The sequence below is a fragment of the Xanthobacter wiegelii genome (assembly GCF_043193855.2).
Lineage (GTDB): Bacteria > Pseudomonadota > Alphaproteobacteria > Rhizobiales > Xanthobacteraceae > Xanthobacter > Xanthobacter flavus_A.
The window spans coordinates 2,696,757-2,723,032 of the sequence record NZ_CM195529.1; the positions used below are offsets into that span (position 1 = coordinate 2,696,757).

The following is a 26,276-nucleotide window of genomic DNA, read 5'->3' on the forward strand; positions in this document are numbered from 1 at the left end:
CAGCCCCTCACTTGGTGAGGATGGCGTAGAGCTCATCCTTGAGGCGCATGCGCTCGCGGCGCATGGCTTCCATCTCCTCGTCGCCGGTGGGCTCCACATCGGTCTCGGCCCGGTGCACCTGCCGGTTCACCTCGTGATAGGCCTCGTGGAGCTTGGCGAAATGCGCGTCGGACTGCTTCAGCGCCTGGATCTTCTCGGCATATTCCGGGAAGTCGGCGGCAAGCTCGTGGGGCGTGTGGCTCATTGTTGTTCCTTTCTCAGGTCGAACGGCGCCGGGCACCGCTGTCCCGCAGCTACACTGCTCCGCTGCGGCAGGATTTGATCTGCCGCAGCCCGTGTCGGCCGGCCGGCGGAGGCGGTAGCCCCGCGTCGGCTCAGTTCACCCGCCGCGCGCTCACACCAGCATCGCCATGGGCTTCTCGATGAAGCCCTTGAACGCGCTGAGGAGTTCGGCGCCGAGCGCGCCGTCCATCACCCGGTGGTCGCAGGTCATGGTGACGGTCATCTGGGTGACGACCTTCACCTCGCCGCCCTTCACCACAGCCCGCTGCTCCGAGGCGCCCACCGCGAGGATGGAGGACTGCGGTGCATTGATGATGGCGGTGAAGTTGCGCATCCCCATCATGCCGAGGTTCGACACGGAGGTGGATCCGCCGGTGTATTCCTCCGGCTTCAGCTTCTTGGTGCGAGCGCGGCCGGCGAGGTCGCGCATCTCGTTGGAGATGGTGGAGAGGGTCTTCTGCTCGGCCTTCTTGACGATGGGCGCGTAGAGGCCGCCGTCGATGGCGACGGCGACGCCCACGTCCGAATGCTTCATGCGCAGGATGCGGTCCTCGGCCCACACGGCATTGGCCGCCGGCACCTTCTGGAGCGCGAGCGCCAGCGCCTTGATGATGAAGTCGTTGACCGAGACGCGGTAGGAGGGCTTGCCGTCCTTGTCCTTCGACGCATTGGCATTGACCTGCTCACGCAGGGCCATGAGGTCGTCGAGGTCGCAATCCACCGTCAGGTAGAAGTGCGGGGTGAGCTGCTCGCTCTCGACCAGACGGCGTGCGATCGTCTTGCGCATGCCGTCGAGCTGGACTTCCTCATAGGTGCCGGCCTCGAACATGGCCTTCACCTGGTCCGCCGTGGGACCGGTGAGAGCGGCCGCGGCCTTGGGCGCAGGAGCCGCAGCGGCGGGGGCCGAAGCTGCGGCTGCCGCCGGAGCGGGGGCCGCCGCCGGCTTCGCGCCGGGCTGGGCGCCTTCGAGGTCGCGGGCGACGATGCGCCCATGCGGACCGGAGCCCGAGAGGCTGCCGAGGTCGATGCCCTTGTCCTTGGCGATCCGGCGGGCGAGCGGCGAGGCGAACACGCGCCCCCCCTGCCCGTTCGACGCCGGAGCCGGAGCAGCCGCCACAGGGGCGGGAGCGGCAGCAGGGGCCGGGCTCACAGCCGGAGCAGCAGCGGCAGGCGCGGGAGCAGCGGCGGGGGCCGGAGCGGCCGCGCCCTTGCCGGCGGCAGCTGTCGCCACGTCCTCACCCTCGCCGGCGAGGATGGCGATGAGCTGGTTCACCGGCACGTCCTGCGAGCCTTCCGGCACCAGGATCTTGGCGAGCACACCCTCGTCGATGGACTCGACTTCCATGGTGGCCTTGTCGGTCTCGATCTCGGCGAGCACGTCGCCGGACTTGACCTTGTCGCCTTCCTTCTTGAGCCACTTGGCGAGGTTGCCCTTCTCCATGGTGGGAGACAGGGCCGGCATCAGGATCTCGATGGGCATATGTCTCCCTCCTCACTTATAGGTGACGGCGCGCACAGCTTCGATCACCTCGGCGACCGACGGCAGGGCAAGCTTCTCGAGGTTCGCGGCGTAGGGCATCGGTACGTCCTTGCCCGTCACGCGCAGAACCGGCGCGTCAAGATAATCAAACGCCTTGTCCATTAACTGGGCGGCGATCTCGGCACCGATGCCAGACTGCGGCCAGCCCTCTTCCACCGTGATGCAGCGGCCGGTCTTCTTCACCGAGGCGACGATGGCGTCCACGTCCATTGGGCGGATGGTCCGCAGGTCGATGACCTCGGCGTCGATGCCTTGCTTGGCGAGTTCCTCAGCCGCCTTGAGGGCATAGGTCATGCCGATGGCGAAGGAGACCAGCGTCACGTCCTTGCCCGCCCGCGCGATCCGCGCCTTGCCGATGGGCAGGACGTAATCATCCAGCTTCGGCACCTCGAACGAGTGGCCGTACAGGATCTCGTTCTCAAGGAAAATCACGGGGTTCGGGTCGCGGATGGCGGCCTTGAGCAGGCCCTTGGCATCGGCCGCGGAATAAGGCGCGATGACCTTGAGGCCGGGAATCTGGCTGTACCAGGCCGTGTAGTCCTGGCTGTGCTGGGCGGCAACGCGCGCCGCCGCACCGTTCGGGCCGCGGAAGACGATGGAGCACTGCACCTGACCGCCCGACATGTAGAGCGTCTTGGCGGCGGAGTTGATGATATGGTCAATCGCCTGCATGGCGAAGTTGAACGTCATGAACTCCACGATGGGCTTCAGTCCCGCCATGGCCGCACCGACGCCGACACCGGCAAAGCCGTGCTCGGTGATCGGGGTGTCGATCACGCGACGGGCGCCGAATTCCTGCAGCAGGCCCTGGGTGATCTTGTAGGCACCCTGATACTCGGCCACTTCCTCGCCCATGACGAAGACGTCGCCGTCGCGGCGCATTTCCTCGGCCATGGCGTCACGCAGGGCCTCGCGGACCGTCTGCGTGACGAATTCGGTGCCGGGCGGCACTTCCGGATCGGGCTGGGCGCTCACCTGCGGCGGGGACGCGACGGCGGAGGGCGCGGGTGTGACGGGCGCGACCGGAGCCGCCGCGGCGGCCGGAGACGGCGCGCTCTCGGCGGCCTTGGCGGAGGCGGCAGGCGCCGGCGTCGCGCTCGCATCCTCGCCCTCGGCCAGGATCGTGGCGATGGGCGTGTTCACCGCCACGTCCTGCGCGCCTTCCGGCACAAGAATCTTGCCGAGGATGCCCTCGTCGACGGCCTCCACCTCCATGGTGGCCTTGTCGGTCTCGATCTCGGCGAGCACGTCGCCCGACTTGACCGTGTCGCCTTCCTTTTTCACCCACTTGGTGAGATTGCCCTTCTCCATGGTGGGAGACAGGGCCGGCATGAGGATTTCGATGGCCATGGCTGTCAGCTCTTGCTCGGCGCGGTGGCGGGGACAGACGGCGTGGCGCCGGCCGGGACCGCGTGGTCGCGCTTGAAGGTGAGGTTGGTGTAGGCGGAGAAGGCCGCGATGGCGACGGTGAGGGAAACGAAGAAGGCGATGGCCGCCTTGCCGGAGCGCACCCGGTCCGCATCCTCGGCGGCGCCGGAGCGGCCCACGGCAAAGGGCCAGAGCGCGAGCAGGAGGTAGCTTCCCGCGCCGACGGGGCGACCGGCCGCCCGCTCCGCGGCAAGGGCGGAGCGGCCGCCGCGCACGGCGACCACCCAGGCTCCGATGGCGGCAAACAGGGCCGCCCCGGCGATCACGTGGAAGAGTTCGGCCACGGGCCGGGCCTCAGCGCAGGATGTCCGTGTAGAGCTCGCTGATATCGGGCTCCGGATCGTTGCTGGCGAAATCTGCCGCGGCGTTGACGATCTCGCGGACCTCGGCGTCGATCTTCTTGAGATCGTCCTCGGTCACCTTGTGTCCGTCGAGGAGACGGGCGCGGACCTGCTCGATGGGATCGTGCTCCGTCCGCATCTTCTGCACCTCCTCCTTGGACCGGTATTTCGCCGGGTCCGACATGGAGTGGCCGCGATAGCGGTAGGTCTGCATCTCGAGGATGTAGGGGCCATTGCCCTCGCGGGCGAAGGCGAGTGCCCGCTCGCCGGCCGCCTTCACCGCCTGCACGTCCATGCCATCCACCTGCTCGCCGGGGATGTTGAAGGAGGTGCCGCGCTTGGAGAAATCCTGCTGCGCGGAGGCCCGGGACACCGAGGTGCCCATGGCGTACTTGTTGTTCTCGATCACGTACACGACCGGGAGCTTCCACAGCTCGGCCATGTTGAAGCTCTCGTAGACCTGGCCCTGGTTGGCCGCTCCGTCGCCGAAATAGGTGACCGAGACGTTGCCGTTCTCGCGATACCTGTCCGCAAAGGCGAGGCCGGTGCCGAGCGACACCTGCGCGCCGACGATGCCATGGCCGCCGAAGAACTGCTTCTCGATGCTGAACATGTGCATCGAGCCGCCCTTGCCCTTGGAGAGGCCGCCACGGCGCCCGGTCAGCTCGGCCATGACACCCTTGGGGTCCATGCCGGTGGAGAGCATGTGGCCGTGGTCGCGATAGCCGGTGATGACCTGATCGCCCGGCTTCATCGCCATCTGCATGCCAACCACCACGGCCTCCTGGCCGATGTAGAGGTGGCAGAAGCCGCCGATGAGGCCCATGCCGTACATCTGGCCGGCCTTCTCCTCGAAGCGGCGGATGAGCAGCATCTCGCGGTAGGCTTCGAGGTCCTGTTCCTTGGTGAAGGGTACCGGGCCGGACGGCACGGCGGTCCGGGGGGAAGTCTTCTTGGCGGCCATCGGCATCCTCAGGAAGCGCTGGAACTGCGCCTCTCTAACGCACAGCAGAGCCGCCTGAAAGCACGAATTTTTCGATGCTGCATCGCAACACGTTGCAAACACTTACGCTTGAAGGAATGAACCGGTTAATGGTTCAATCATGCTATGAATTAGATTTCAGTTCATTTTGTGCGAAGCAGCACGAGATCCTTGTTGTTGATGAAGTTCAGCTGCCGCCGCGCCTCCTCGTCCAGCATGTCCGGATCGAGCTGGCTCGGGGCCAGAAGGGAGACCTTGTTCTCCATCGCCTGCCGCTGCGCTTTCAGGCCCGCCAGTTCGGATTCGAGCGCCTTCATCTCCTGCTCGTAGTTGCGGCGCGCGAGCAGGCCGTGATCGCCAATATAGGCATGATACGCGAAGTAGCCGATGAGCGCGGCTGCCCCCACATGCAGGGCAAGCGTGGCGAGGATGGTCTGGAGTCGCGAGCGGCTTTGCATGCGGCCATCCTCGCGTTTTTGGGTTTCCGTCCTGTTAAGACGCGCGCGCCGCCCGGTTGCGCCCGACGACGTGAGGGCCTCAAGTGCAGCGTGGAGATTCTGTGAGGGTCAGGTCTTGGAGTGGACCGACGAAGGCATTGTGCTGGGTGTCCGGCGGCATGGCGAGGGCAACGCCATCGTCGAGCTGCTGACCCGCCATCGCGGGCGCCATCTGGGAATGGTGCGCGGCGGCGCCTCGCGGCGCCTGGCGCCGGTGCTCCAGCCGGGCAATTCGGTGACCGCCACCTGGCGGGCCCGCCTCGACGAGCACATGGGCAATTACGCGTTGGAGCCCTCCACCGTTCGGGCCGCCTTGCTGATGGAAGCGCCCCACGCCGCGTTCGCCTTCACCCATATGGCGCAACTGCTTCATTTGCTGCCCGAGCGCGACCCCCATGAAGAGCTTTACCTAACGCTCGGCGCCATTCTGGATGCGCTGGGCGAGCGGGAGGCTGCGGGCATGCTTCTGGCGCGGTTCGAGCTTGCGATGCTGACCGAGCTGGGTTTCGGGCTGGAGCTTGAGACTTGCGCGGCGACCGGCCGGCAGGATGATCTCGTCTACGTCTCGCCCAGGAGCGGACGGGCCGTCTGCCGCTCTGCGGGCGCCCCCTATCAGGACCGCCTCTTTCCGCTGCCGGCATTCCTTCTGACGGGCGCACGCCCTTCGGCGGACGACGTGGAAGCGGCGCTGGCCATAACGGGTCACTTCCTAATGGCTCGCGCGCTTGAGCCGCGCGGGCTCGGATTTTCCGAAACCCGCGCGTCATTCCTTACTGCCTGGCGACGGGTTACCGATCACCTGCGGTAGTAGCGGGGGGCAACCCAGACGTTGCGGCAGCGCGTCACCCAGTGGGGACGACCGTTCCACCAACGGCGCACCTGCCAGCACCGCCGCACCCAACGCACATCTTGCACCTTGGCCTGCTCGTGCGCCGTACCGGCAAAGCTTCCCACGCCGCCGGCAAGTGATCCGGCAGATGCGGACGGCGCCGTGCCAAGAAGCGCCAACGCAACCACTCCCCCCGCCGCAAGCATTGCAACCTTCATGGGACCATCTCCTCTCCACGCGAACTAGAGAAGTGCTCGCAGTTCAATGCTGAAACGTCGCAGGGGCGGGAGTTTGTTCCGGACATGGAATTTTAAGCGTGTGCTTTGCCGCAGATTATGGCTGTTTCCGGTATTTCATTGAGGCTTTACGCTGCAAATTGCCCCGGAGTTGACGATCCATTCAGCCTTGCGGCGAAACCTCGCCGGACCCGTGTCCGGACCCGTTCGCGGCGGTGTCCGCCTCGGGCTTGTCCCGCGCCCGCGCGCGAGGTACTGCGGGGCATGGCCACCCGCACACTTCCGCCCGGCGACGGGAACATCGAGAAAGTCACGCTGAAGGAGGCGCTGGAAGAGCGCTACCTCGCGTATGCCCTCTCGACTATCATGCACCGCGCGCTGCCCGATGCGCGCGACGGACTGAAACCTGTCCACCGGCGCATCCTCCACGCCATGCGGCAGTTGCGGCTTGATCCCGGGCAGGGCTTCAAGAAGTCCGCCCGCGTGGTCGGCGACGTGATCGGCAAGTTCCATCCGCACGGTGACCAATCGGTCTATGACGCGCTGGTGCGCCTCGCGCAGGACTTCGCCCAACGGTATCCGCTGGTGGATGGTCAGGGCAATTTCGGCAATGTGGACGGCGATAACGCCGCCGCCATGCGATACACCGAGGCCCGCCTCACCGAGACCGCCCGCCTGCTGCTGGACGGCATCGACGAGGACGCGGTGGACTTCCGCCCGACCTATGACGGGTCGGAGGAGGAGCCGGCGGTGCTGCCCGCCGCCTTCCCGAACCTGCTGGCGAACGGCTCGCAGGGCATCGCCGTGGGCATGGCGACGTCAATCCCGCCGCACAATGCGGCTGAGCTGCTGGATGCCGCGCTCCACCTCATCGACCATCCGGACGCCCTCGCCTTCGACCTGCTGAAGTTCGTGCCCGGCCCGGATTTCCCCACCGGCGGCGTGCTGGTGGAGGATCAGGTCGGCGTCGCCGAGGCCTATGCCACCGGGCGCGGCTCCTTCCGCGTCCGCGCGCGCTGGGAGAAGGAGGAGACCGGTCGCGGCAGCTATGTGGTGGTCGTCACCGAGATCCCCTACGGCGTTGCCAAATCCCGCCTCGTGGAAAAGATCGCCGAACTGCTTACCGACAAGAAGCTGCCGCTGCTCGCCGATGTTCGCGACGAGAGCGCCGAGGACATCCGTCTGGTTCTGGAGCCGCGCGCCCGCACCGTGGATGCCGAGGTGCTGATGGAGAGCCTGTTCAAGCTCACCGAGCTTGAGGCGCGCATCCCGCTCAACATGAACGTGCTGGTCAAGGGCCAGATCCCCAAGGTGCTGTCGCTGGCCGAGGCGCTGCGCGAGTGGCTGGATCACCGCCGCGACGTGCTGCTGCGCCGCTCGCGCTATCGGCTGAACCAGATCGCGCACCGGCTGGAGGTGCTCGGCGGCTACCTCATCGCCTATCTCAACCTTGACGAGGTGATCCGCATCATCCGCGAGGAGGACGAGCCGAAGGTCTCGCTGATGCAGACCTTCGAACTGACGGACGTGCAGGCGGAAGCCATCCTCAACATGCGCCTGCGCTCCCTGCGCCGCCTGGAGGAGATGGAGATCCGCAAGGAGCACGATGCCCTCTCCAAGGAGCAGGACGGGCTCAACCGCCTCGTCGCCTCGGAGACGGCGCAGTGGAAGGCGATCTCCAAGGAAATCCGGGAGACGCGCAAGACCTACGGCCCCGAGACCGCCATCGGCCGCCGCCGCACCACCTTCGCGGTCGCACCGACCGTTCACGAGGACGCCTTCACCGAGGCGCTGGTGGAGCGCGAGCCCATCACGGTCGTCGTGTCCGCCAAGGGCTGGATCCGCGCGCTGAAGGGGCATGTGGCGGATGTCTCGAACCTGCAGTTCAAGGGCGACGACAGCCACGGCCACGCCTTCTTCGCCGAGACCACGTCCAAGGTCATGGTGTTCTGTTCCAACGGCCGCTTCTACACGCTCGATGCCTCCAAGCTCCCCGGCGGGCGCGGCCATGGCGAGCCGGTGCGCCTGATGATTGACCTTGAGCAGGAGGCGGAGATCGTCTCCGTCTTCGCCTACCAGGCCGGGCGCAAGCTGCTGGTGGCGTCGAAGCAGGGGCGCGGCTTCGTGGTGCCGGAGGACGATTGCCTCGCCAATACCCGCAAGGGCAAGCAGGTGCTGGTGACCGACCCGCCGGACGCGGCGCTGGCTGTGCGCTTCGTCGATGGCGACTGGGTGGCGGTCATCGGCGAGAACCGCAAGATGCTGGTGTTCCCGCTGAACCAGATCCCCGAGATGTCGCGCGGACGGGGTGTGCGTCTGCAACGCTACAAGGATGGCGGCCTTTCCGACCTCAAGGTCTTCCCCATGGCCTCCGGCCTGACCTGGGAGGATACCTCGGGCCGGACCTGGACGGTCACCGATCTCATCGAGTGGCAGGGCGAACGCGCCTCGGCGGGGCGCCTGCCGCCCAAGGGCTTCCCCCGCAGCAATACGTTCGGCTGAACCATGGACGCGCCCTCCCCCGACACCGGGCGCGCTCCGGCCCCCGCCGAACGCACGGCGCTGCGACGGCTCATCGATCAGGCGCAGTCCGCGGTGCGGGCACGGGAAGCCGCGCTCGTCATCATCGCGGCGATCATGGGGGTGCTGGCCGGAGTCGCGGCCAGCATCATGAGCGCCACCACCCAGTGGATGCATGAGGTGCTCTACTGGCTGGCGCCCGGCGAACGCCTGTCCTCCTCCCCTGCCCTCGCCTCGCCCTGGCTGATCCTCATACCCGCGATCGGCGGCGCGGCCATGGGGCTGATCGCCCTCGCTCTGAAGCGCTGGCGGCGGCATCCCTTCGTCGATCCCATCGAGGCCAATGCGCTGCATGGCGGGCGCATGTCGCTCACCGACAGCATCATCGTCGCACTCCAGACGATGGTCTCCAACGGCTTCGGCGCCTCGCTGGGGCTGGAGGCCGGCTATTCGCAGATCGGCTCGGGCATCGCCTCGCGGCTGGGATTGACCTTCAAGCTGCGGCGCAACGATCTGCGCATTCTGGTGGGCGCGGGCGCGGCGGCGGGCATCGGCGCGGCGTTCGATGCGCCGCTGATGGGGGCCTTCTACGGCTTCGAGATCGTCATAGGCTCCTATTCCATCCCGGCCGCTGCCCCCGTGCTGGCGGGAACCATCGCGGCGGTGATGACGGCGCGGCTGCTGGGCGCGCATGTCGAGCCGCTGCATATGCCCCTCGACCCGAACCTCGGGCCGGTGGACATCCTCCCTATCCTCTTCCTCGGCCTCGCCGCGGCGGCCGTCGCCATCATCATCATGCGCCTTGTGACGACGGTGGAGACCCTGTTCGGCATGAGCCGCATTCCCGCGCCCCTGCGGCCCATGGTGGCGGGTCTCGGGATCGGCGCGCTCGCGCTTTACAGCCCGCAGGTCCTGTCCGACGGCCATGGCGCGCTGCATGAGCAGGTGGGAAGCGCGGTGACGGCCTCCGTCGCCATCGTGTTCGGGCTCAAGATTCTCGCCTCAGCGCTGTCCATCGGCTCCGGATTCCGGGGCGGCCTGTTCTTCGCCTCGCTGTTCCTCGGCGCGCTGATGGGCAAACTCTATGGGGCGTTGCTGGCCATCGCATTTCCCGGCTTCCATCTGGACCCCGCCGTGGCGGCGGTGGTGGGGATGGGCGCGCTGGCCGTGGGCGTCATCGGCGGGCCGCTCACCATGAGCTTTCTCGTGCTGGAGATGACGCGGGACATTTCCCTCTCCGGCTTCGTCATGGCGGCGGCCGTCGTCACCTCGCTGACGGTGCGGGAAACCTTCGGCTACTCCTTCTCCACCTGGCGCCTGCACCTGCGCGGCGAGACCATCCGGGGGGCGCAGGATGTCGGCTGGATGCGCGATCTCACCGTCGCGAAGATGATGCGCACGGATTTCCCCACCTTCCCGCAGGAGGGGACCCTCGATGCCCTGCGGGCCCGCTACGCGCTCGGCTCCACCCGCATGGTGGTGCTTGTCACCGCGGCGGGCGGCTACGGCGGCCTGCTGCGCCTGTCGGAGGCCTACGCATCGCTCAATCCCGGCGATACATCCGTGGCCGACCTCGCCACCCAGCGCGACCATGTGCTGCTGCCGGCCATGAACGTGAAGGAAGCCGCCCTCGCCTTCGACGCCGCCAAGGCGGAAGACCTCGCCGTGGTGGACGAAACGGTCAACCGTCACCTCCTCGGCCTGCTTGGGGAATCCCATGTTCTGAAGCGCTATGCGGCGGAGCTGGAGCGGGCGCGGCGGGGCCTTGGCGCGGAAGATTGATCGGCCCGCCGCCGTCAGGCCGCGAACGTCTCAAGCCGGGCGACCCGGTTCCGTCCGGCCCGCTTCGCCGTGTAAAGCGCCGTATCGCTCCGCGCGACCATATCGCCTGGCTGGTCCTCAGCCCGCGCGACGGCGATCCCGACGCTGACCGTGATCTCGACGGCGACACCATGGGTCACGACGGCGATGGCCGCGACGCTCGCCCGGATGCGCTCGGCCACCAGTTCCGCCCCCTGCGACGGCGTTTCGGGAAGGATGACGACGAACTCCTCCCCGCCATAGCGGCACACGAAATCTCCCGGACGGCACGCGGCGCGCTGAATGCGATGGGCAATCTCGGCGAGCACGGCGTCGCCAACGGCGTGACCGTGGGTGTCATTGACCCGCTTGAAGTGGTCGATGTCGATCATCAGCACGGCAAGCTCGCGCCGCTCCCGACGAGAGCGCCGCACCTCCACATCCAGCGTGAGGTCGAGCGCCCGACGGTTGGGGAGGCCGGTCAGGGAATCGGTGATCGCCATGCGCTCCAGCTGGCCCTCCATCTCGCGGCTGCGCCGAAGGGAGCTGGCCAGCGCCGAGACCGTCAGCGCGAGGAGCAAAGACACGGTGAGGGTGAGCGCGAGGGTGATGGCCGCGCGCAGGTACCAGCCCGCGAACTGCCTGCGCGCCGACAGCCCCACAGTCACCGTCAATGGAAAGCCCTGCACGTAGGCGGTCCGCAGGTAGCGACGCTCACCGTCGAGCCGGGACGTTTGCACCCACCAGCCGTCGGCGGCTGTTATCGGTGGATGATCGGGCGCAACGCTGTCCCCCACATTGCCCCGCCCATCGGTGGAAGGATAGCGCAGCACAACGGTGCCGTCCGTCCGTGTCAGGCGGATGATGCCGCCGGGCGGCAGCTTCACCCGCTCGAACAGCTGCCGGAAGTAGACAAGCCGGACGGAGGCGACGACGACGCCGGCGAATGAGCCGTCAGGCGCGTTCAGCCTCTGGCTGATCCCGATGGCCCGCTCGGAGCTCGCGATCCGGGACACGAAGGGGCGGCTGACATAGACGCCGGCGCGCGGGTTGTCTTTCTGCACGCGGAAGTAGTCCCGATCGGCAAAATTGATCGCGCTCAGGTCATCTTCCGCGTCGTCGAAGACGACATTGCCGTCGGCGTCCAACACAAGCATGACGCCGAAGTCGTTGGCATCGCCCGCACGGCGAAACAACACGCGTTGACGTAGCGCCGGCGGAAGCGCCATCAGGGTTGGTTCGCGGAGCGCCTCCGCGAGCCCCGACAGGCTCGCTTCCACCAGAAGAAAGTCGCGCTCTATCGCTCCCGCGAGCACCGATATGGTGTTCGCGGTATAGCGCTCGCCGTCGCGCCAGGTTTCCTGATAGGAGCGCCACAGAGCAAAGGACTGCATCCCCACGATTGCAAGGATGAGCGCACTCGTGACAAACCGGAGCAGACGGCCGGAGGAGAGGTGTTTGAGAACCTTGTCCATCAGCCTTACCACGGAGGTATCTACACCATCCCGGCCGTCGATTTATTAGCAAAGATCAAAATGCGAAAATTACTCTGCGGCCGGCCGGTCGGTGCGGCGATGCTCCACGGCGGGGCGAGCAGGCTCGGCCTCCAGCCAGTGCAGGATGAGGGTGTAGCCCAGCGCCAGCACTACCGGCCCCACGAAAAGGCCCAGCACGCCCGATGACAGCAGTCCGCCGATGGCGCCGATGAACACGACCAGCATCGGCACGTCCACACCACGCCCCAGCATGATGGGGCGCAGGACATGCTCGATGAGCGAGACGCCGGTGCACCAGATGGCGAAGATCACGGCCGGCACCGGATCTAGCAAAGTGAAGGCGTAGATCGCGACCGGCACGAGCACAATGGCCAGCGGCAGCTGGACGATGGCGATGATGAGACACAGCAGCGCCAGGAGGCCGGCGGCTGGAATGTCCGCCGCAAGAAAGCCGAGCCCCGCCAGCAGCGCCTGGATCAGCGCGACGCCGATGATGCCCTTGCTGACGCTGCGGATGGTGCGCACGGCAAGGTCCGAATAGCCGAGCCCGCCGGAACCCGCTAGGCGCGTGACGACATCGCCGGCGATCCGCTGACCGCTGGTTGCATTCGCCATCAGCACCGCCGCCACGAAGATGGCGACGACGAACTCCAGGATCCCGAGCAGCACGCCGGTCGCCGACCCGAGCATCCATTTCCCAGCCCAGGTGAGTTCGGACGCGATGGAGCTTATGGCCTGGTCGAGATTGGTCGAGGCCAGCATCCAGAAGCTGTAGAGCGGCTCCCCGACGAGGAACCAGCCCCGCACGGCGACCGGGGGCGGCGGCAGGCGCAGGGTCCCGTCCGCCATGTGATGGGCCAGAAGCTTCAGGCTGTTCACGAGGGTATCGGCGAGCAGCATCGCCGGCAGCACGAGCAACGCCAGCGCGAGAATCACGAACAGGCTGGCGGCGGCCGCCGTGCGGCCGTTGAGGGTCGCGCACAGGCGCGTGAAGAGCGGGTGGGAGGCGATGGCGATGATCAGCCCCCACAGGATGGAGGTCAGGAACGGCTGGACGATGGTGAAGCACCAGCCGAACAGGAGCGCCAGCGTGCCGAACCGCAGCGCCAGCTGGAGCACAGGGCCGAAGGTCTCGCTGCCGTCCCTTTCTGGCAAGCGATCCTGACGCCGTTCGTAATGCCGTTCCTGCGGTCGTTCCATGGTCCTGTCCAACTGGCCGCTGCCCTGCGGCTCCACGGCCGCGCACCATCGGTGAGAGAACGCCTTATCCGCTCAGCTTGCAATGGCAGGGCTATTGCATTGCGCGGTCCGGGCGAGGGCCGGCTGCAGTCCGACCATCCGCCCCTGAAGCAACAAGGACAAGGCGAGGACATAACATGGCCGACCACAAGGTCACGGTCGAGCAATTGCCGAGCGGCAAGTGGGCGTGCTTCCTCCATGTGGACGGGCACGATGAACCCATCAATCTCGGGCGCGAATTCAAGAATGACGAGCAGGCGGAGAACTGGCTGAACGTATCCGAATCCGTCACGGCCATCGAAATGATGCTCCGGAAGGTCAAGAAATAGGGATCGGCGGAAAGCGACAGGCCGGCCCACGGTCTGGCCCGAAGACGACACGCCTGTCGCGCTTCACACAGCCTCTTTCCCAGCGGCCGCGCTCTGCGGTCGTCACTTGGTGCAGCCGGCGGACGCGGAGATGTTCTCCGGCTGGCCCCAATCGTTGTGGGGCAGGTTTTCATACGGCGGCCCAAACTCCTGCTTGATCATGGTGAAGGCCGACGGCAGCCCGGACTGCTGGTCGAAATCGATGATCCAGAAATAGTCGTAGGTGTCGCCCGGCCAGTCGTCCGGCATCCTGATGCCGGCAAGATCCATGAGGTCGAAGAGCGTCGTGGCCTTGGTGGGCACAGGCCGGCCCGGATGCTTCTCCTGCACCTTAGCCCGCTGCGCGGGCGTCAGCTCGATGTCGAGGCGGGGACGGGCGATGTGGTCGTGTTCCCAGTTCATGATGAGCGTGCCGCCCGCCCATTCGGGCTTGGTGAACACATCGCGCACCGCCTGCCGGTTGCGCTCCGCCAGCTTGTCCTGGCGGATGATCAGCTTGCCGTCCACCATCTCTGGCATCACCGAATAGAAGACGACCGGCTGCTCCCACGAATCGGCGACGTGATAGATGGTCTCCAGCGTGTGGAGCGAAAGTCCGAGGATGGCCGTCGGCACCTGGCCCGGCTTGAGAAGGGACTTCTTGGCGTTCTTTCCGAGGTAATAATCCACCAGCGCCCGTGCCCGCTCCTGGCCGACGCTGCAGAGTTGCAGAGGTCCGCCCTTCTCGCCGTGCCGCAGGAGAATGACTCGCGCCGGCACCGCCGCGGCAGGCAGCGCCGCGACGAGGCTCGCGGAGAACATCGCCGCGAGCGCAAGGCCGCCGGCAAGAACCGTCCGCTTGAGGGATCTGAATGTCTGCATCACCGGAACTCCCAGATGGCGGGACGCTAGCCGAGTCCTGCCGTGCGCGCCAATGCGGCGGCATGGCCGACCGGGCGCGCCAGCGGCCAGCGCAGGCCCCTTCACACACAGCCGCGAACATGCTTCAAGGCGGCAGCTGGAGATTTGCGATCCGGCGGTTATGCGGGGCGCTGCGATGGCAGAGATGGGCTTCAGGACGGATGGGCTGGCGGGCGGCGTGCTGCTTGCGCTCATCGCCATGGCGGGTGCCCAGGCACTGGCTCAGAGCTCGCAGCAGCGCATCGTGGTTACGCCGCGCGTCATCCAGCTGCCTGTCATTCCCCAGGGCAATTACCTCGACCCCGGTCCCGGCCCGGCCATTCGTCCCGATGTGAAGATCGGCGACGATCGCAACGAAGACTATGTGTTTCCGCCCGACCTCACCGGCGGCTATGGCTCCGGCCCTCCCGGCGACCCGACCAACAACGGTCAGTGGAGCCCGCTGGACGGCGATACACCGAGCTTCTGAACGCATCGCGATGACAGATCATGGCCGGACTTCGTCCCGGCCTTTGTCGTTTGGGTGAGCGTGGCAGGTTTGACGCCGGACGATCGCGGCCGTTACTTCTGGTGGGCAAGGCTGGAGCACGCAGCCGGACGCCGCACCGGGCGTCGCCCAGGGAGCCCGCCATGAGCACGCCAAGCAAAAGCCAGGGCAACGCGCGGAACTACATGATCTCGCACCTCGACGAGATCCCCGCCGTGCCCTGCCCCTGCGGCTTCGCCCGCCGCGCCTTCGGGACGGACGACAACAAGCTGGCGACCGTGCACCTCACCGACATCACCGAGGACGCGCGGGTGCACTACCACAAGCACATGACCGAGATTTACGTGATCCTCGAAGGCGAAGGGGAGATGGAGCTCGACGGCGAGCGCGTGCCGGTCTCGCCGCTCACGTCCATCTTCATCAAGCCGGGCTGCCGGCATCGCGCCATCGGCCGCCTGCGCATCCTGAACATCCCGATCCCGGCCTTCGACCCGCATGACGAGTGGTTCGACTGATCGCTGCGGACGCGCGAGGCACAAAAAGCCGGGACACAAAAAGAAAGCGGCGGGGAAATCCCCGCCGCTTCCAAAAACATCGAACCTGAAACCGAAGCGATCAGCGCTTCGAGAACTGGAACGAACGGCGGGCCTTGGCGCGGCCGTACTTCTTGCGCTCGACCACGCGGCTGTCGCGGGTCAGGAAGCCGCCCTTCTTGAGGGGGCTGCGCAGCTCGGGCTCGTAATAGGTGAGCGCCTTGGAAAGGCCGTGACGCAGCGCACCGGCCTGGCCGGACAGACCGCCGCCGGACACGGTGGCGACCACGTCATACTGGCCTTCGCGGGCCGCGACCTGGAACGGCTGGTTGATCATCAGGCGCAGCACGGGACGGGCGAAATACACCTCGATGTCCCGGTCATTGACGGTGATCTTGCCGGTGCCGGGGCGAACCCACACGCGCGCCACGGCGTCCTTGCGCTTGCCGGTGGCATAGGCGCGGCCGAACTTGTCCAGCTTCTGGACATGGACGGGGGCTTCGGGCTGGGCCGAGACGGTCGCTGCGCCGAGCGCGTCGAGGGACTGGAGAACCTCGGCCATGTCAGTTCCTCACGTTCTTGCGGTTGAGAGCCGCCACGTCGAGGGCGACCGGCTGCTGGGCCTCGTGCGGGTGGGCAGGGCCCTTGTAGACGCGCAGGTTGCCCATGATCTTGCGGCCGAGCGGGCCGCGGGCGAGCATGCGCTCCACCGCCTTCTCGATGACGCGCTCCGGGAAGCGGCCCTCGAGAATGAACTTCGCGGTGCGTTCCTTGATGCCGCCCGCATAGCCGGTGTGATGGTAGTAGACCTTCTGGTCCTTCTTGCGGCCCGTGAACACCGCCTTCTCGGCGTTGACCACGACGACATTGTCGCCGCAATCCACGTGGGGGGTGTAGATGGGCAGGTGCTTGCCCTTCAGGCGCATGGCGATGATGGTCGCGAGCCGGCCGACAACAAGGCCGCTGGCGTCGATCACCACCCACTTCTTCTCGATTTCGGCGGGCTTGGCCGAATACGTCGTCATGGGATCATTCCGAATGAGAAGTCGGACGGCCCAACCCATGAGGACCGAGCGGCGTCCGACGATGGGGTGCTTCTAGAGGAGCACGGCGCGGGCGTCAACGCAGAGCCACAATGAAAAGCATAGCGAAAACATATGGTTATAAAAATGGTGCAATAGCACCACTAAAATTCCCGCGTTTTCGCATTGCCTTGGCCTCCATCACGCCTTCGGCTGATCCGGGATCGAGTAGGTCGCAACGCAATGCGCGACCAGTTCGTCGTCCCCCGGCCCGCGGATGCCCACCTCGCCGACTGCGAGTCGCTTGCCGAGCTTGATGATGCGGGCATCGCCGAACAGCGGGCCGGGCGCGGGCTTGCGCAGGAAATTGATGGAGAGGTTCGTCGTCACCGCCAGCGCCACCGGGCCGATCTGCGCGAGGAGCGCCACATAGACCGCCACATCCGCGAGCGCCATCATGGCCGGCCCCGAGATGGTGCCGCCCGGCCGCAGGTGGCTCTCATCAGCATCGAGGCGCACCGTCGCGGTCTTGAGGCCCACGCGCTCCACATGGTGGGCGCGGCCCGGCCCGAAGGCCTGGGGAAATTCGGCCGCGAGGAAGGCGTCGAGTTCCTTCACCGTCATCACCACATCCCGCGCCGCAGTCATCCCGCACTGTCTCCTGCCCTGCCCCGGCTCGCGCCGGACGCCGCTTGTGAATAGGATAGCGGTCGGAACGTCAAATCCGGAACCACCAAGGGAAATATCGTGCCCGCGACAGCCGCCGTGAATGCCGCCCAGCCATCGCCCGTCACGCGCTTCGACGATGCCGGGGTCGTGACGCTGACCCTCTCGCGGCCAGCGCAGCGCAATTCCCTGTCGGAGGCCATGATGGCAGCGCTCACGGCCACGCTGGCCGAGGTGGCAGCCGATCCATCCGCGCGCGCCGTGGTACTCGCGGCAGAAGGGCCAGTCTATTCCGCCGGACATGACCTGAAGGAGATCCAGACGCATCGTTCGGACCCGGATCGCGGCCGCGCCTATTTCGAGGATGTTCTGAAGCGCTGCGCTACCCTGATGACGGCCATCGTCCGCCTGCCCCAGCCGGTCATCGCGGCCGTGGAGGGCATGGCGACCGCCGCCGGTTGCCAGCTGGTGGCGAGCTGTGATCTCGCGGTCGCCGGCGACAAGGCGCGCTTCTGCACACCGGGCGTCAACATCGGCCTGTTCTGCCACACGCCCATGGTGGCGCTCTCGCGCAACCTCTCCCGCAAGCACGCCATGGAGATGCTGCTGCTCGGCGACTGGACCGAGGCGGGCGACGCCCTGCGCATGGGCCTCGTCAACCGCGTCGTGCCGGCCGGCGACGCGCTGACGACCGCCCAGGCCCTCGCCCGCAAGATCGCGGAGAAGTCACAGGTGCCGGTGAAGCTCGGCAAGGCGGCCTTCTACGCGCAGGTCGAGCTGGGCCTCGACGACGCTTATGCCTATGCGTCGCGCGTCATGGCCGAGAACATGCTGGCCCGCGACGCGGACGAAGGCATCTCGGCGGTCCTCGCCAAGCGCCCTGCCCAATGGGAAGATCGCTGATTCCCGTTTACATTCCATAAACCATGATCTGGCTCTCTGTATGAGACTGGCGCGTCGTGCGCCCGAGTCGCGGGAGGGCGGCGCATGTCTCATCTGGAGACGACGCACCTTGAGATGACCGATGCGGCCGGCTCCGATGCCGGTCTCGCACCTGTCCGGCTGGCATGGCGCCCGAGCGTCTGGCAGGCGGCGTGGATCGTCTTCGCCCTCATCGCACTCGCCTCCTTCCTTCCCTTGCGGTTTTCGGCCACCACCATCCTGGCCTTCGAGGTCGGCACCCAGCCGCCCGCCGGCGCCATGCGCGGGGTGGCGCAGATGCTGGGCTCGCGTGAACTCGCCTACGACGCCGTGCGCCAGCTGCCGGACACGGATGTCCGACGGATCGCGGCCGGCGGTCTGGCCGGCTGGCTGGGCATCACTCGCGCCGGAACGGAAGGGCGCTCGGAGGCCGTCGCCGCCGCATGGCGCCTCATGGAAAATCTCGACGTGGCGCCGGCCCAGGGCGGGCGGGCGCTGCGGATCACCGTCTCCGCCGCAACGCCCGGCCTCGCCGTCCGGGTCGCCGATGCCTACGTCTCCGCCTTTCTCTCGCTGGACCGCGACACGCGGGTCGGACAGGAAGAGCCCTCACTGCTCCCGGTCGCCCGGCGGGGCGAAGCGGGGCGGGCCTCGCTCGTGCCGGAGCCGCCTGGTCCCCTCGCGCTTGGTCTTCTGGGCGTCGCGGCCGCTTTGCTCCTGATCGCCCATCGCACCCTGAACCGCCCCGCCGAGGTGGAAGGGGTGGTAGACGGCGCCGTTCTCCCGGTCGAGCTGACCGACAGCCATCGCATCACCTGGATCGGCGGTCCCGAAGGCGCGGGGCTCGATGCCGAGGCGGCCGTTGACCGGCTGGTGGCTCACCTCGCCTCGCCGACCGGCACCGCGCGCCTGATTCTCCTGACCTCCGACGACCTACCGGAGGCTTCCGCGACCTGCGCGGTCTCGCTGGCGCGCCGCCTGTCGGAAGAGGCCGGCGTGGCGCTTGTGGCCCTCGACGGCAGCGCCGAGAGTCTGGCCGCCCTGGTCTCCGACCCTTGGGCGCCGGGAATGAGCGAGCTTCTGTTCGGCGTCGCCGGATTCGGAGAGACGATCCATCGCGACGCCCGCTCGCGCGCCCACGTCATCCCGCCCGGCCGCGACGTGTTGTCCGGGTCCGCCGTGGTGGGCGCAGAGCGCCTCGCGCTGGTGCTCGAAGCCCTCAAGCGGACCTATGATTTCGTCGTGGTCGCCGCCCCCAGCCTGTTCGCCGCCCGCGGCGGGCGCCGGCTCGCCGGCCTCGATCCGCTCGTCGTCTGCCTCAATGCCGATGATGCGCCCCCGACGGCCGCCGTCGAGACCTTCGATGCGCTCGCCGACAAGAAGTTCGGGCGGGTGGTGATGATGTGCCTCGCCGCCGGGCCGCAACAGCAAGAGATACCGGATGGTGAGGAGCGCCTCACCGTGCCGAGCATCGACGCCGAACGGCCTGAGCCGCCGACAGTCGCGCCGCACAGCCGTCCGAATGTCACGTCTCAGGCTTTGCCCGAAGCTCCGCCGCTGCCGCCGGAGCGCCTGGCCGGCGCCGCCTGAGTTTCACGATTGCAGCGATGAAAGGCCCGGCCCAGCCGGGTCTTTTTTCGTTCACGACCGCAATCAAGATGACGGGTCATGTGATATTTCAAAACATTGGAATAAGCATCTATGGTATCACGGCTTTTTATCGGGTCGCTCCATCCAGCGAATGATGAGCGCCGCTGGCAGAACCCACAGGCTGCCGAGGAGGACATAGCAGACGGTCTGGAGCGCCCAGTGCAGCTCCGTCACACGGCCTTGGGCGAGCGCCATGGCCATCAGCGCCCAGACGACGACCAGCACCAGCATCAGGACGGTACCGACAAGCTTGCGCAGGCGTTGGGGCATTCTCGATCACTCCCTGGCCGCTGGGTCACCTGCTTGCCGAAGGGGCATGCGGCACCCGCTCCCTTGCGCGGCACACAGGCTCTCTATAACGGATCGATCCGGAGGGGCCACGCAGCAAGACCGCGCACGCGGAGTCGAAATCACATGTCGCACGCCGAAGCCGTTACCCTGATCGCCGACCGCCCCCGCCCCGGGCTCAGGGCCGTCCGCCTGTGGCTCTATTTCGTCGCGGCGCTGATCGTGGCCATGGTCGTCGTGGGTGGCGCCACGCGCCTCACCGAATCCGGCCTCTCCATTACCGAATGGAAGCCTGTCACCGGCGCCCTGCCGCCCCTGTCGCAGGCCGACTGGCAGGCGGAATTCGACCGCTACAAGTCCATTCCCCAGTACGAGATCCTGAACAAGGGCATGGGTCTGGAGGCGTTCAAGCGCATCTATTGGTGGGAATGGGGCCACCGGCTGCTCGGCCGTGTCATCGGCTTCGCCTTCCTCCTGCCCTTCCTCTATTTCGCCGTCCGGGGGGTGCTGCGCGGATCATTGCTCGCGAAGTGCCTCGGGCTGTTCGCCCTCGGCGGGCTGCAGGGCGCGGTCGGCTGGTGGATGGTGGCGTCGGGCCTGACGGAGCGGGTCTCCGTCAGCCAGTATCGCCTGGCCGTCCATCTCACCCTCGCATGCGTGATCCTCGCAGCCATCGTCGCCGTCGCCCGATCTCTCGCCGGTGAGGAGCGGCAGGCGGTCACCGGCCGCGTGCGGCTGACGGCGCGCGTCCTCGTGGGGCTCGTGCTGGTGCAGATCTTTGCCGGTGGACTGGTGGCCGGGCTCGACGCCGGCATGGCCTACAATACCTGGCCTCTGATGGATGGACGCTTCATCCCCGCTGCCGAGCAGCTTGGCGCCATGTCGCCCTTCTGGCGCAACCTGTTCGAGAATGCGCTGACGGTGCAGTTCGATCACCGCATGATGGCCTACGCCTTGTGGGCGCTCAGCCTGCTTCACGCGCTCAACGCCATGCGCGACGGCGGCCGGGCGGCGAAGCGGGCGTGGATCCTGTTCGCGCTTGTCACGGCGCAGGCGGCGCTCGGCATCCTGACGCTGATCCACCAGGTGCCCATCGACATCGCACTGGCGCACCAGTTCGGCGCGACGATCGTGCTGATTTACGCCGTGGTGCATGTGAGCGGCCTCGCTGATCCGGAGGCCGCCCGGACGATAAAGGCTGCCGCCTAGAGCGCGATCCGATCAGATTGAAACAATCTGATCGGTGAATCGCCCTCTAACTGTCAGATAGAGAACGCGTTATCCGATCAGATCGCGATGCGATCTGATCGGCGCGTGCTCTAGACCAGCGCCGCGACGAGCGGCGCGATCATCACATTGAACAGACCGGCGAGCACCATCACGAGGCCGGCGATGGAGCCTTCCTCCCCGCCGATCTGGTGCGCCCGGGCGACACCAGCGCCATGGGCACCCATGCCGAACAGCGCCCCGCGGGCCAGCGAAGAGCGCAGTGGCATCACCTTCAGCACCACCTCGCCCAGCGCCGCGCCGCAAATGCCGGTGAGGATGACGAACACGGCAGTGAGGTCTGGCACGCCGCCGATGTCGCTGGAAACCGCCATCGCGAAGGGCGTGGAGGTGGAGCGCGGCATCAGGCTGAGGCCGATGGAATCGCTCAGTCCCAAAAGATGCGCGAGGGCCAGCGCCGTCCCCATGGCGAGGGTGCTCCCCACGGCGACGCCAACCAGCAGCACCGGCCAATAGCGGCGGATGAGCGCGCGCTGCTCATAGATGGGAATGGCGAAGGCGACCGTGGCCGGCCCCATCATCAGCAGCAGCCAGCGGGTGCCGGCGATGTATTCGCCGTAGCCGGCATGCAGGCTGAGCGCTACGGCGCCGACACCGATGGGTGTCAGCAGCAGCGGAGACGTCCACCAGAAGCGCCAGCGCTGGCCGATGGCTCGCGCAATGAGGTAGGAGCCGATGGTGACGGCGGACCACAACAGTGTCGCGAAAAGCGGATCATGCATCGGCATGGCACGCCTCCTGCGACAGGCGCTGGGTCCAGCGCCAGCACAGGTCGACGGCGAGAGCCGTACCGCCCATCACCATCACGGTGCCGAGCAGGATCACCGCCGCGATCTTCAGGCCGTCGAGGCCGATGAGTTCCTTGTGATCCAGCACCGCCATGACGGCGGGGACGAAGAACAACAGCATATCCGCCAGAAGCCAGGAGGCTCCGCGCCGCACGCTGGCCGGACGCAGCCAGCCGCTCGCCAGCAGGGCGAGGACGACCACCATGCCCACGATGCCGCCCGGAACCGGCAGCTTCACCAGCCGAACCACAGCCTCTCCCGCCACCCAGAAGGCGGCCAGCACGGCGAGCTGCGCCACCATGCTGCGGTGCAACGCGAAGCGGATGGTGCGGCGAAAAGGCTTGGGGGCAGTGTGAATCTGAGACATGGCTGGCACCTCCAGTGCCGATGCCAGTAAGATAGTATGCACCGCAGCATGATGAAAATGAATTGATTGCATAAAGACCATTCCATATAGGCATCATATGGAACTTCGCACGCTCAGGGCTCTCGTCGAGGTGGTGCGGCAGGGCGGCTTTTCCCCAGCCGCCAAGATCCTCAACGCCACCCAACCCACCATCTCCAAGGCCGTGAAGCAGCTGGAGGACGAATTGGGCGTGCCGCTGCTCGACCGCATCGGCCATCGCAGCCAGCTCACAGCCGCTGGCGAGATCGTCTACCGCCGCGCCTTGACCTTGCTGGCCGAACGCGAGGGCCTCGTCGCCGAACTGGAGGATCTCAGGGGCCTCCGGCGCGGCAGCCTGCGGCTTGGCCTTCCCCCGCTTGGGGCAAGCACGCTGTTCGCGCCCCTGTTCGCGGTCTTCCGCTCGCGCTACCCGGGCATCGAGATCCGCCTCACCGAGCACGGCTCCAAGCGGCTGGAGGAAATGCTTCTGGAAGGCGAAGTGGAACTCGCCGGGTCCCTCCTCCCCGCCAAGGACGGCTTCGACGGTCAGGGCGTGCGCCGCGAGCCGCTGATGGCCGTCCTGCCGGTGAGCCACCCTCTTGCAGGGCGGGATCGGGTGACGATCGCCGATCTTGCGGCCTCCCCCTTCATCCTGTTCGAAGGCGGCTTCGCTCTGAATCAGGTGCTCGAGGATGCCTGCGCCCGCAACGGCTTCGCGCCGCAGGTGGCAGCAAGGAGCGGGCAGATCGACTTCATCGTGGAGATCGCGGGCGCGGGACTCGGGGTGGCATTCCTGCCAAAGACCATTGCCTACCAGCGCCGCACGCCGGCGGTGCGCCTGTCCGAACTCGCGGAGCCCGGCACCGAATGGCACATGGCCATCGTCTGGCGGAAGGGCAGCTATCTGTCCCATGCCGCCCGCGCCTGGCTGGAGCTGACGCGGGAGGTCTATGGCGACGGGACCGGCTGAATGCTTCGCGCCCAAGAAGCCGGGGGAAAGAAACCGGGGGGCCGAAACCGCGCGGACTCGAGGGAGCCCGCGCGGAAGGAAGATCAGATCTTCGCCAGCGCCTGATCGAGGTCGCCGATGATGTCCGCCGCATCCTCGATGCCGATGGACAGACGCACGACCTCCGGCCCCGCGCCCGCCGCCGTCTTGCCGTCGTCGGTCAGCTGGCGATGGGTGGTCGAGGCGGGATGGATGATGAGCGAGCGGGTGTCGCCGATGTTGGCGAGGTGCGAGAACAGCTCGACGTTCGACACCAGCTTGACGCCCGCCTCGTAACCGCCCTTGAGGCCGAAGGTGAACACCGCGCCGGCGCCCTTGGGCAGGTATTTCTGCGCCAGCGCGTGGTATTTGTCGCTCGCAAGGCCGGGATAGCTCACCCAGGACACCTTGGGGTGCGCGGCGAGCCACTCGGCCACCTTCTGCGCATTCTCGCTGTGCCGCTGCATGCGCAGGGCCAGCGTCTCGATACCGGTGAGGATCAGGAAGGCGTTGAACGGCGAGAGCGCCGGCCCGAGATCGCGCAAGCCCAGCACGCGCGCGGCGATGGCGAAGGCGAAGTTACCGAACGTCTCATGCAGCACCATGCCGGAATATTCCGGCCGCGGCTCGCTCAGGAACGGATAGCGGCCCGACGCCGACCAGTCGAACGTGCCCGCATCCACGATCACGCCGCCGATGGAATTGCCGTGACCGCCCAGGAACTTGGTGGCGGAGTGCACGACAATGTCGGCACCGTCCTTGATGGGCTGCCAGAGGTAGGGCGTCGCCAGCGTGTTGTCGACGATGAGCGGCACGCCCGCCTTCTTCGCGACGGCGGAGATGGCCGCGACATCGGTCACCACGCCGCCCGGATTGGCGATGGACTCGATGAAGATCGCCTTGGTCTTCGGCGTCACCGCACGCTCGAAGGACGACACGTCGTCCGGGTCAGCCCAGACCACGTTCCAGCCGAAGCTCTTGAAGGCATGAGAGAACTGGTTGATCGAGCCGCCATAGAGCTTGCGCGAGGCGATGAACTCGTCCCCGGGCGTCAGCAGCGTGTGGAACACGAGGTGCTGGGCCGCATGGCCGGAGGCGACCGCAAGGGCCGCGGTGCCGCCCTCCAGCGCCGCGACGCGCTCTTCGAGCACCGCATTGGTGGGGTTGGTGATGCGCGTATAGATGTTGCCGAACGCCTGCAGGCCGAACAGCGAGGCCGCATGATCCACGTCGTCGAACACGAACGAGGTGGTCTGGTAGATTGGTGTCGCGCGCGCGCCCGTGGTCGGATCGGGCTGGGCGCCGGCGTGGATGGCGAGGGTTGAAAAACCAGGCTCGCGCGGGGCCGCGGGGGTGTTGTCGTCGGACATGGGCGCTCTCTCCGTTAGTGCCTACCTTCTATGCCGGCGGGCTTGGATCGATAATTCCGTACTTCTACCGATCAACTTGATTTTGGTCCACGCGGTGCGATGGAAAGCCGCTGCACCCCGCTTCCCAGCCGCTGCGGCCGGCGCGCCGAGATGGTGCGGGAATTCACCCCCGTCCAGCCGATCTCGCCGGAGAGCCGGCCATATTCGATTTTCGGGCAGCGGTTCATCACCACTTTGAGCCCCACCGCCTCGGCCCGCGCCGCCGCATCGTCGTTGCGAACGCCGAGCTGCGTCCATAGCACCTTCGGCAGCGGATCGAGCGCCAGAACCTCGTCCAGAACCGCGGGCACATGCTCCGGCGCGCGGAACACGTCCACCATGTCGATGGGCTCCGGCACATCCTTCAATGAGGCGACGAACGTCAGCCCCACCACGGTCTTGCCCGCCTGCCCCGGATTGACCGGATAGACGCGATAGCCCCGCTCCGACAGATACTTCATTACGAAATAGGACGGCCGCGCGGCGTTGGCGCTGGCGCCGACGATGGCGATGGTCTTCACCTCGGACAGGACGGCGCGAATGTAGGCGTCGTCGTAGCGATCGTGGTTCACCGCGTCTCCTCCCTCCCTCGGCGCGGCCGTTCAGCGGCGGGCCTTGGAGAACAAAGTGTAGAAATTCCGCGTGGTTGCGGCCGCGAAATCCTCGAACGGCTCGCCGCGTGCCCCCGCCAGCACCTTCGCGGTCTCGCGCACGAAGGAAGGCTCGTTGCGCTTGCCGCGATGGGGCGTCGGCGCGAGGAAGGGGGAATCGGTCTCCACCAGAATGCGGTCGGCCGGCACGTCGCAAGCAATGGCGCGCAGATCCTCGCTCTTCTTGAAGGTCACGACGCCGGAGAAGGAGATGTAGCCGCCCAGCGCAAGCGCGCGGCGGGCGAGGTCCGGCCCGGCGGTGAAGCAGTGGAGCACGAAAGGAAAGGCGCCCTTGGCGGTCTCTTCCTCCAGAATCGCGGCCACGTCCTCGTCCGCCTCGCGGGCATGAATCACCAGCGGCAGGCCCGTCTCCCGCGCGGCCGCGATATGGGTGCGGAAGCCGTGCTCCTGCGCCTCCCGAGGGCCGAGATCGTAATGATAGTCCAGCCCAACCTCGCCAATCGCCACCACCTTGGGATGGCGGGAGAGATCCACCAGTTCCTTCACCGTCACGTCGGTTTCCTCGCCCGCCTGATGCGGGTGGGTGCCCACCGAGCAGCTCACGCTCTCGAACCGTTCGGCGATGGCGAGGATCTCGTTGAAGCGGCGAACTCGCGTGGAGATGGTCACGAGATGCGAGACGCCGGCGGCCTCTGCGCGCGCCACCACCTCCGGCAGCTCGGCGGCGAAGTCGGGGAAATCGAGGTGGCAATGGCTGTCGACGAGCATGGTAATCCTGCGGAC

Annotated in this window: 28 protein-coding genes; 10 read left to right on the forward strand and 18 right to left on the reverse strand. The window is 67.0% G+C overall.

What is annotated here, in order from left to right:
- Nucleotides 1–7: 7 nt before the first annotated feature.
- The 6 genes from V5F63_RS12440 to V5F63_RS12465 all read right to left on the reverse strand — a co-directional run bounded on the left by V5F63_RS12440 (nt 8) and on the right by V5F63_RS12465 (nt 5,031).
- A complete protein-coding gene (locus V5F63_RS12440) occupies nt 8–244 on the reverse strand; it encodes an HP1242/YdcH family protein (protein ID WP_209489307.1) in 237 nt (78 codons plus the stop codon).
- Nucleotides 245–394: 150 nt separating this feature from the next.
- Entirely contained in the window at nt 395–1,762 is a 1,368-nt protein-coding gene (locus tag V5F63_RS12445) for a pyruvate dehydrogenase complex dihydrolipoamide acetyltransferase (protein ID WP_394101968.1), read from the reverse strand.
- Nucleotides 1,763–1,774: 12 nt separating this feature from the next.
- A complete protein-coding gene (locus V5F63_RS12450; RefSeq protein ID WP_394101969.1) occupies nt 1,775–3,172 on the reverse strand; it encodes a pyruvate dehydrogenase complex E1 component subunit beta in 1,398 nt (465 codons plus the stop codon).
- A 5-nt stretch (nt 3,173–3,177) separates the two neighbouring features.
- Complete coding sequence (locus tag V5F63_RS12455; protein WP_209489313.1) at nt 3,178–3,534, reverse strand: hypothetical protein; 357 nt, start codon at nt 3,532–3,534, stop codon at nt 3,178–3,180.
- A gap of 10 nt (nt 3,535–3,544) precedes the next feature.
- Nucleotides 3,545–4,561 (reverse strand): pyruvate dehydrogenase (acetyl-transferring) E1 component subunit alpha, encoded by a 1,017-nt coding sequence (gene pdhA, locus V5F63_RS12460; RefSeq protein ID WP_209489315.1) that lies wholly within the window; start codon nt 4,559–4,561, stop codon nt 3,545–3,547.
- A 155-nt stretch (nt 4,562–4,716) separates the two neighbouring features.
- Complete coding sequence (locus tag V5F63_RS12465; RefSeq protein WP_209489317.1) at nt 4,717–5,031, reverse strand: FtsB family cell division protein; 315 nt, start codon at nt 5,029–5,031, stop codon at nt 4,717–4,719.
- Between the two features lie 115 nt (nt 5,032–5,146).
- On the opposite strand from V5F63_RS12465, the gene recO reads away from it, so the two are divergent.
- The 3 genes from recO to V5F63_RS12480 all read left to right on the forward strand — a co-directional run bounded on the left by recO (nt 5,147) and on the right by V5F63_RS12480 (nt 10,437).
- Nucleotides 5,147–5,878, forward strand: a complete 732-nt coding sequence (recO, locus tag V5F63_RS12470; RefSeq protein ID WP_394101970.1) for a DNA repair protein RecO — start codon at nt 5,147–5,149, stop codon at nt 5,876–5,878.
- A gap of 521 nt (nt 5,879–6,399) precedes the next feature.
- A complete protein-coding gene (gene parC, locus V5F63_RS12475) occupies nt 6,400–8,637 on the forward strand; it encodes a DNA topoisomerase IV subunit A (RefSeq protein WP_209489324.1) in 2,238 nt (745 codons plus the stop codon).
- Nucleotides 8,638–8,640: 3 nt separating this feature from the next.
- Nucleotides 8,641–10,437: a chloride channel protein gene (locus V5F63_RS12480; protein ID WP_394101971.1), complete on the forward strand. Its 1,797-nt coding sequence runs from the start codon at nt 8,641–8,643 to the stop codon at nt 10,435–10,437.
- Nucleotides 10,438–10,451: 14 nt separating this feature from the next.
- Here V5F63_RS12480 and V5F63_RS12485 read toward each other — a convergent pair whose 3' ends face one another.
- Both V5F63_RS12485 and V5F63_RS12490 read right to left on the reverse strand, forming a co-directional pair.
- Nucleotides 10,452–11,930, reverse strand: coding sequence for a sensor domain-containing diguanylate cyclase (locus V5F63_RS12485; protein ID WP_394101972.1), 1,479 nt, complete (start codon nt 11,928–11,930; stop codon nt 10,452–10,454).
- A 69-nt stretch (nt 11,931–11,999) separates the two neighbouring features.
- Nucleotides 12,000–13,151 carry an AI-2E family transporter gene (locus V5F63_RS12490; RefSeq protein ID WP_209489330.1) on the reverse strand — a complete coding sequence of 384 codons (1,152 nt, stop codon included), beginning with the start codon at nt 13,149–13,151 and terminating at the stop codon, nt 12,000–12,002.
- A 176-nt stretch (nt 13,152–13,327) separates the two neighbouring features.
- Between V5F63_RS12490 and V5F63_RS12495 the strand changes: the two genes are divergently transcribed.
- Nucleotides 13,328–13,519, forward strand: coding sequence for a hypothetical protein (locus V5F63_RS12495; RefSeq protein WP_209489332.1), 192 nt, complete (start codon nt 13,328–13,330; stop codon nt 13,517–13,519).
- Between the two features lie 102 nt (nt 13,520–13,621).
- Here the strand turns inward: V5F63_RS12495 and V5F63_RS12500 are convergent, their stop codons facing one another.
- Nucleotides 13,622–14,419 (reverse strand): hypothetical protein, encoded by a 798-nt coding sequence (locus V5F63_RS12500; protein WP_394101973.1) that lies wholly within the window; start codon nt 14,417–14,419, stop codon nt 13,622–13,624.
- A gap of 184 nt (nt 14,420–14,603) precedes the next feature.
- Here V5F63_RS12500 and V5F63_RS12505 point away from each other — a divergent pair, with 184 nt between their 5' ends.
- Nucleotides 14,604–14,927: a hypothetical protein gene (locus V5F63_RS12505; RefSeq protein WP_209489336.1), complete on the forward strand. Its 324-nt coding sequence runs from the start codon at nt 14,604–14,606 to the stop codon at nt 14,925–14,927.
- Between the two features lie 161 nt (nt 14,928–15,088).
- Entirely contained in the window at nt 15,089–15,460 is a 372-nt protein-coding gene (locus tag V5F63_RS12510) for a cupin domain-containing protein (protein WP_394101974.1), read from the forward strand.
- Between the two features lie 100 nt (nt 15,461–15,560).
- Here V5F63_RS12510 and rpsI read toward each other — a convergent pair whose 3' ends face one another.
- The 3 genes from rpsI to V5F63_RS12525 form a co-directional block, all read right to left on the reverse strand.
- Nucleotides 15,561–16,040 carry a 30S ribosomal protein S9 gene (gene rpsI / locus V5F63_RS12515; protein ID WP_038193505.1) on the reverse strand — a complete coding sequence of 160 codons (480 nt, stop codon included), beginning with the start codon at nt 16,038–16,040 and terminating at the stop codon, nt 15,561–15,563.
- A gap of 1 nt (nt 16,041) precedes the next feature.
- The gene (gene rplM, locus V5F63_RS12520; RefSeq protein WP_024279114.1) at nt 16,042–16,503 is read right to left on the reverse strand and encodes a 50S ribosomal protein L13; all 462 of its coding nucleotides are present in this window, start codon (nt 16,501–16,503) and stop codon (nt 16,042–16,044) included.
- A gap of 198 nt (nt 16,504–16,701) precedes the next feature.
- The gene (locus V5F63_RS12525; protein ID WP_209489340.1) at nt 16,702–17,148 is read right to left on the reverse strand and encodes a PaaI family thioesterase; all 447 of its coding nucleotides are present in this window, start codon (nt 17,146–17,148) and stop codon (nt 16,702–16,704) included.
- Nucleotides 17,149–17,247: 99 nt separating this feature from the next.
- Between V5F63_RS12525 and V5F63_RS12530 the strand changes: the two genes are divergently transcribed.
- Nucleotides 17,248–18,069, forward strand: a complete 822-nt coding sequence (locus tag V5F63_RS12530) for an enoyl-CoA hydratase (RefSeq protein ID WP_394101975.1) — start codon at nt 17,248–17,250, stop codon at nt 18,067–18,069.
- A gap of 84 nt (nt 18,070–18,153) precedes the next feature.
- Nucleotides 18,154–19,677: a P-loop NTPase family protein gene (locus V5F63_RS12535; RefSeq protein ID WP_394101976.1), complete on the forward strand. Its 1,524-nt coding sequence runs from the start codon at nt 18,154–18,156 to the stop codon at nt 19,675–19,677.
- Between the two features lie 117 nt (nt 19,678–19,794).
- Here V5F63_RS12535 and V5F63_RS12540 read toward each other — a convergent pair whose 3' ends face one another.
- Nucleotides 19,795–20,007 (reverse strand): DUF2842 domain-containing protein, encoded by a 213-nt coding sequence (locus tag V5F63_RS12540; protein WP_394029193.1) that lies wholly within the window; start codon nt 20,005–20,007, stop codon nt 19,795–19,797.
- 144 nt (nt 20,008–20,151) lie between these two features.
- On the opposite strand from V5F63_RS12540, the gene V5F63_RS12545 reads away from it, so the two are divergent.
- Complete coding sequence (locus V5F63_RS12545) at nt 20,152–21,234, forward strand: COX15/CtaA family protein (protein WP_394101977.1); 1,083 nt, start codon at nt 20,152–20,154, stop codon at nt 21,232–21,234.
- 110 nt (nt 21,235–21,344) lie between these two features.
- Here the strand turns inward: V5F63_RS12545 and V5F63_RS12550 are convergent, their stop codons facing one another.
- Both V5F63_RS12550 and V5F63_RS12555 read right to left on the reverse strand, forming a co-directional pair.
- Nucleotides 21,345–22,040, reverse strand: a complete 696-nt coding sequence (locus V5F63_RS12550) for an LrgB family protein (RefSeq protein ID WP_209489350.1) — start codon at nt 22,038–22,040, stop codon at nt 21,345–21,347.
- Entirely contained in the window at nt 22,027–22,467 is a 441-nt protein-coding gene (locus V5F63_RS12555) for a CidA/LrgA family protein (protein WP_394101978.1), read from the reverse strand. Before V5F63_RS12555 ends, V5F63_RS12550 begins: the two co-directional genes overlap by 14 nt.
- A 97-nt stretch (nt 22,468–22,564) precedes the next feature.
- On the opposite strand from V5F63_RS12555, the gene V5F63_RS12560 reads away from it, so the two are divergent.
- Entirely contained in the window at nt 22,565–23,455 is an 891-nt protein-coding gene (locus V5F63_RS12560; protein WP_394101979.1) for a LysR family transcriptional regulator, read from the forward strand.
- A gap of 83 nt (nt 23,456–23,538) precedes the next feature.
- Here V5F63_RS12560 and V5F63_RS12565 read toward each other — a convergent pair whose 3' ends face one another.
- From V5F63_RS12565 to V5F63_RS12575, 3 genes are all read right to left on the reverse strand, one after another.
- Nucleotides 23,539–24,843 (reverse strand): O-acetylhomoserine aminocarboxypropyltransferase, encoded by a 1,305-nt coding sequence (locus V5F63_RS12565; protein WP_394029197.1) that lies wholly within the window; start codon nt 24,841–24,843, stop codon nt 23,539–23,541.
- A gap of 71 nt (nt 24,844–24,914) precedes the next feature.
- A complete protein-coding gene (locus V5F63_RS12570) occupies nt 24,915–25,454 on the reverse strand; it encodes a CoA-binding protein (RefSeq protein WP_394101980.1) in 540 nt (179 codons plus the stop codon).
- A 30-nt stretch (nt 25,455–25,484) separates the two neighbouring features.
- Nucleotides 25,485–26,261, reverse strand: coding sequence for a TatD family hydrolase (locus V5F63_RS12575; protein ID WP_209489360.1), 777 nt, complete (start codon nt 26,259–26,261; stop codon nt 25,485–25,487).
- Between the last annotated feature and the right edge of the window lie 15 nt (nt 26,262–26,276).

What these genes read in the sequence shown, in the direction of transcription:
- rplM (WP_024279114.1), bottom strand. Translation starts at nt 16,503, where the DNA reads ATGACGACGTATTCGGCCAAGCCCGCCGAAATCGAGAAGAAGTGGGTG.
- V5F63_RS12525 (WP_209489340.1), bottom strand. Translation starts at nt 17,148, where the DNA reads ATGACTGCGGCGCGGGATGTGGTGATGACGGTGAAGGAACTCGACGCC.
- V5F63_RS12575 (WP_209489360.1), bottom strand. Translation starts at nt 26,261, where the DNA reads ATGCTCGTCGACAGCCATTGCCACCTCGATTTCCCCGACTTCGCCGCC.
- V5F63_RS12495 (WP_209489332.1), top strand. Translation starts at nt 13,328, where the DNA reads ATGGCCGACCACAAGGTCACGGTCGAGCAATTGCCGAGCGGCAAGTGG.
- V5F63_RS12485 (WP_394101972.1), bottom strand. Translation starts at nt 11,930, where the DNA reads ATGGACAAGGTTCTCAAACACCTCTCCTCCGGCCGTCTGCTCCGGTTT.
- V5F63_RS12510 (WP_394101974.1), top strand. Translation starts at nt 15,089, where the DNA reads ATGAGCACGCCAAGCAAAAGCCAGGGCAACGCGCGGAACTACATGATC.
- V5F63_RS12450 (WP_394101969.1), bottom strand. Translation starts at nt 3,172, where the DNA reads ATGGCCATCGAAATCCTCATGCCGGCCCTGTCTCCCACCATGGAGAAG.
- rpsI (WP_038193505.1), bottom strand. Translation starts at nt 16,040, where the DNA reads ATGGCCGAGGTTCTCCAGTCCCTCGACGCGCTCGGCGCAGCGACCGTC.
- pdhA (WP_209489315.1), bottom strand. Translation starts at nt 4,561, where the DNA reads ATGCCGATGGCCGCCAAGAAGACTTCCCCCCGGACCGCCGTGCCGTCC.
- V5F63_RS12445 (WP_394101968.1), bottom strand. Translation starts at nt 1,762, where the DNA reads ATGCCCATCGAGATCCTGATGCCGGCCCTGTCTCCCACCATGGAGAAG.
- V5F63_RS12480 (WP_394101971.1), top strand. Translation starts at nt 8,641, where the DNA reads ATGGACGCGCCCTCCCCCGACACCGGGCGCGCTCCGGCCCCCGCCGAA.
- V5F63_RS12505 (WP_209489336.1), top strand. Translation starts at nt 14,604, where the DNA reads ATGGGCTTCAGGACGGATGGGCTGGCGGGCGGCGTGCTGCTTGCGCTC.
- V5F63_RS12565 (WP_394029197.1), bottom strand. Translation starts at nt 24,843, where the DNA reads ATGTCCGACGACAACACCCCCGCGGCCCCGCGCGAGCCTGGTTTTTCA.
- V5F63_RS12440 (WP_209489307.1), bottom strand. Translation starts at nt 244, where the DNA reads ATGAGCCACACGCCCCACGAGCTTGCCGCCGACTTCCCGGAATATGCC.
- V5F63_RS12500 (WP_394101973.1), bottom strand. Translation starts at nt 14,419, where the DNA reads ATGCAGACATTCAGATCCCTCAAGCGGACGGTTCTTGCCGGCGGCCTT.
- V5F63_RS12555 (WP_394101978.1), bottom strand. Translation starts at nt 22,467, where the DNA reads ATGTCTCAGATTCACACTGCCCCCAAGCCTTTTCGCCGCACCATCCGC.
- V5F63_RS12535 (WP_394101976.1), top strand. Translation starts at nt 18,154, where the DNA reads ATGTCTCATCTGGAGACGACGCACCTTGAGATGACCGATGCGGCCGGC.
- V5F63_RS12490 (WP_209489330.1), bottom strand. Translation starts at nt 13,151, where the DNA reads ATGGAACGACCGCAGGAACGGCATTACGAACGGCGTCAGGATCGCTTG.
- V5F63_RS12560 (WP_394101979.1), top strand. Translation starts at nt 22,565, where the DNA reads ATGGAACTTCGCACGCTCAGGGCTCTCGTCGAGGTGGTGCGGCAGGGC.
- parC (WP_209489324.1), top strand. Translation starts at nt 6,400, where the DNA reads ATGGCCACCCGCACACTTCCGCCCGGCGACGGGAACATCGAGAAAGTC.
- V5F63_RS12540 (WP_394029193.1), bottom strand. Translation starts at nt 20,007, where the DNA reads ATGCCCCAACGCCTGCGCAAGCTTGTCGGTACCGTCCTGATGCTGGTG.
- V5F63_RS12545 (WP_394101977.1), top strand. Translation starts at nt 20,152, where the DNA reads ATGTCGCACGCCGAAGCCGTTACCCTGATCGCCGACCGCCCCCGCCCC.
- V5F63_RS12550 (WP_209489350.1), bottom strand. Translation starts at nt 22,040, where the DNA reads ATGCCGATGCATGATCCGCTTTTCGCGACACTGTTGTGGTCCGCCGTC.
- V5F63_RS12465 (WP_209489317.1), bottom strand. Translation starts at nt 5,031, where the DNA reads ATGCAAAGCCGCTCGCGACTCCAGACCATCCTCGCCACGCTTGCCCTG.